Below are 1,523 nucleotides of genomic sequence, written 5' to 3' on the forward strand. Positions count from 1 at the left end.
ATATTGATCTGGTTATAATCCGCACCAATCATCATTTGGTTAGAATCGGTTTCCCACACTAACTCGGATTGCATCGTCGTTGTGGTTCGAGGGTCATAACCGAAATTGTTCACGGTTTGAGAGACTTTATCTCCCGTCACAGTGCCTTGACGCGTGCCCTTTTGCTCAAGTTCGATATGATTGTATGCCGCTCGGTTTGTCCATACCCACTCGCTATTCAAGCGCCACTCATAATTAATGCCAACACGCAGGCTATCGGACTCTTGATAATCGTTAGTGCCACCGTAGAAAGAACTCTCAGAGACATCGACAGGTTTGCCATTTTTGGATGGAACACCACGATATGGCACCAGCTCTTGGTGTGCATATTCGACATCTAAGTCAACGGTATGCCCTTCAGCTGGCAGCACTCGAATGGTTGGTGCGATAAAGAAATCATTCGAATCGACATGGTTAACATACGAATCAGCCTGTCGGTGTTCCAGGTTAATACGTCCATTGACCTTATCTGAAAACGCCATTGAGCTATCCACCTGCCCTACAAATTGGCTGTTACTGCCAACACTGCCGTTCACATTGGTAAAATTGTCGCCATTCGCTCGCTTGGTGACTAAGTTAATGATACCGCCAGCAGAACCCCTACCATACAGAGCACCTGCAGGGCCTTTTACCACTTCAACACGCTCAATATTGGATAGGCTTCGATACGACTGTAAAGTTCCATCATCACGCATGCCATCACGATACATGTCATTCAGTGCATCAAAGCCACGAATAACGAACTGATCTCGACTGCCTTCACCTAAGGTATTATTGACACCAGCAACACCATCAAGAGCATCCACTAAACGGACCGCACCACGGTCTTCCATCTCTGTTTTAGTGACCACTGAAACGGCTTGTGGGACATCGAGCCATTCGACATCCGTTTTGGTACCCGATTGCGGCATGTGCTCCGCGTAGCCTTCGTACTGATGACCAATAACTTGCACGGTTTCATCCACCGTTACTTCTTCTGAAGCCATTGCATTCGACACGGTAGCCACTGTGGTTAATGCACCTCCAATTGCCAAAGCGAGGGGGGTGAAAGCCAATCTAACGTTCATATTCTAATTCCGGTTTAGTTTATAAATCACAATGGACGCGAATAAGAACAAATATCATTTATATTTGCAATATATATTTTACCGCCTACCCCTCCAGCACGATATGCAACATTGCTATTTACAAAATAATCAATAAAAACAAAATCATAAAAAGAACAAGCCTCTTAAGACATTGGATAATGTCGTATAAAAGTAGGTAAAAACGAGGTTCGACGGTTGGGAATACTCAGAAAAAGGACTTTTCGATAGGGAGAAAGACAGCAAATAAATAAAGGTTTGAGCCAGGTAACGGATGGGATTAATACCCTTTAGCACGGCGTGCCTATTAACTGGTCATACCTCAAAATAATGTTCAATAATTCAAGTCGACATCACTTAATGGCTAGCAAATATCGAAGTCTTAGATATGTTCATATA

The 1,523-nt window shown here is 43.9% G+C and carries 1 protein-coding gene; it reads right to left on the reverse strand.

Annotated features, from left to right (window positions below):
• Nucleotides 1-1,106: TonB-dependent receptor (locus AB4653_RS26160; protein ID WP_372105681.1), on the reverse strand; the 1,106-nt coding region annotated here is incomplete at its 3' end.
• Between the last annotated feature and the right edge of the window lie 417 nt (nucleotides 1,107-1,523).

The sequence above is a fragment of the Vibrio sp. 10N.222.48.A3 genome, from assembly GCF_041475345.1.
Taxonomy (GTDB): Bacteria; Pseudomonadota; Gammaproteobacteria; order Enterobacterales; family Vibrionaceae; genus Vibrio; species Vibrio tasmaniensis_A.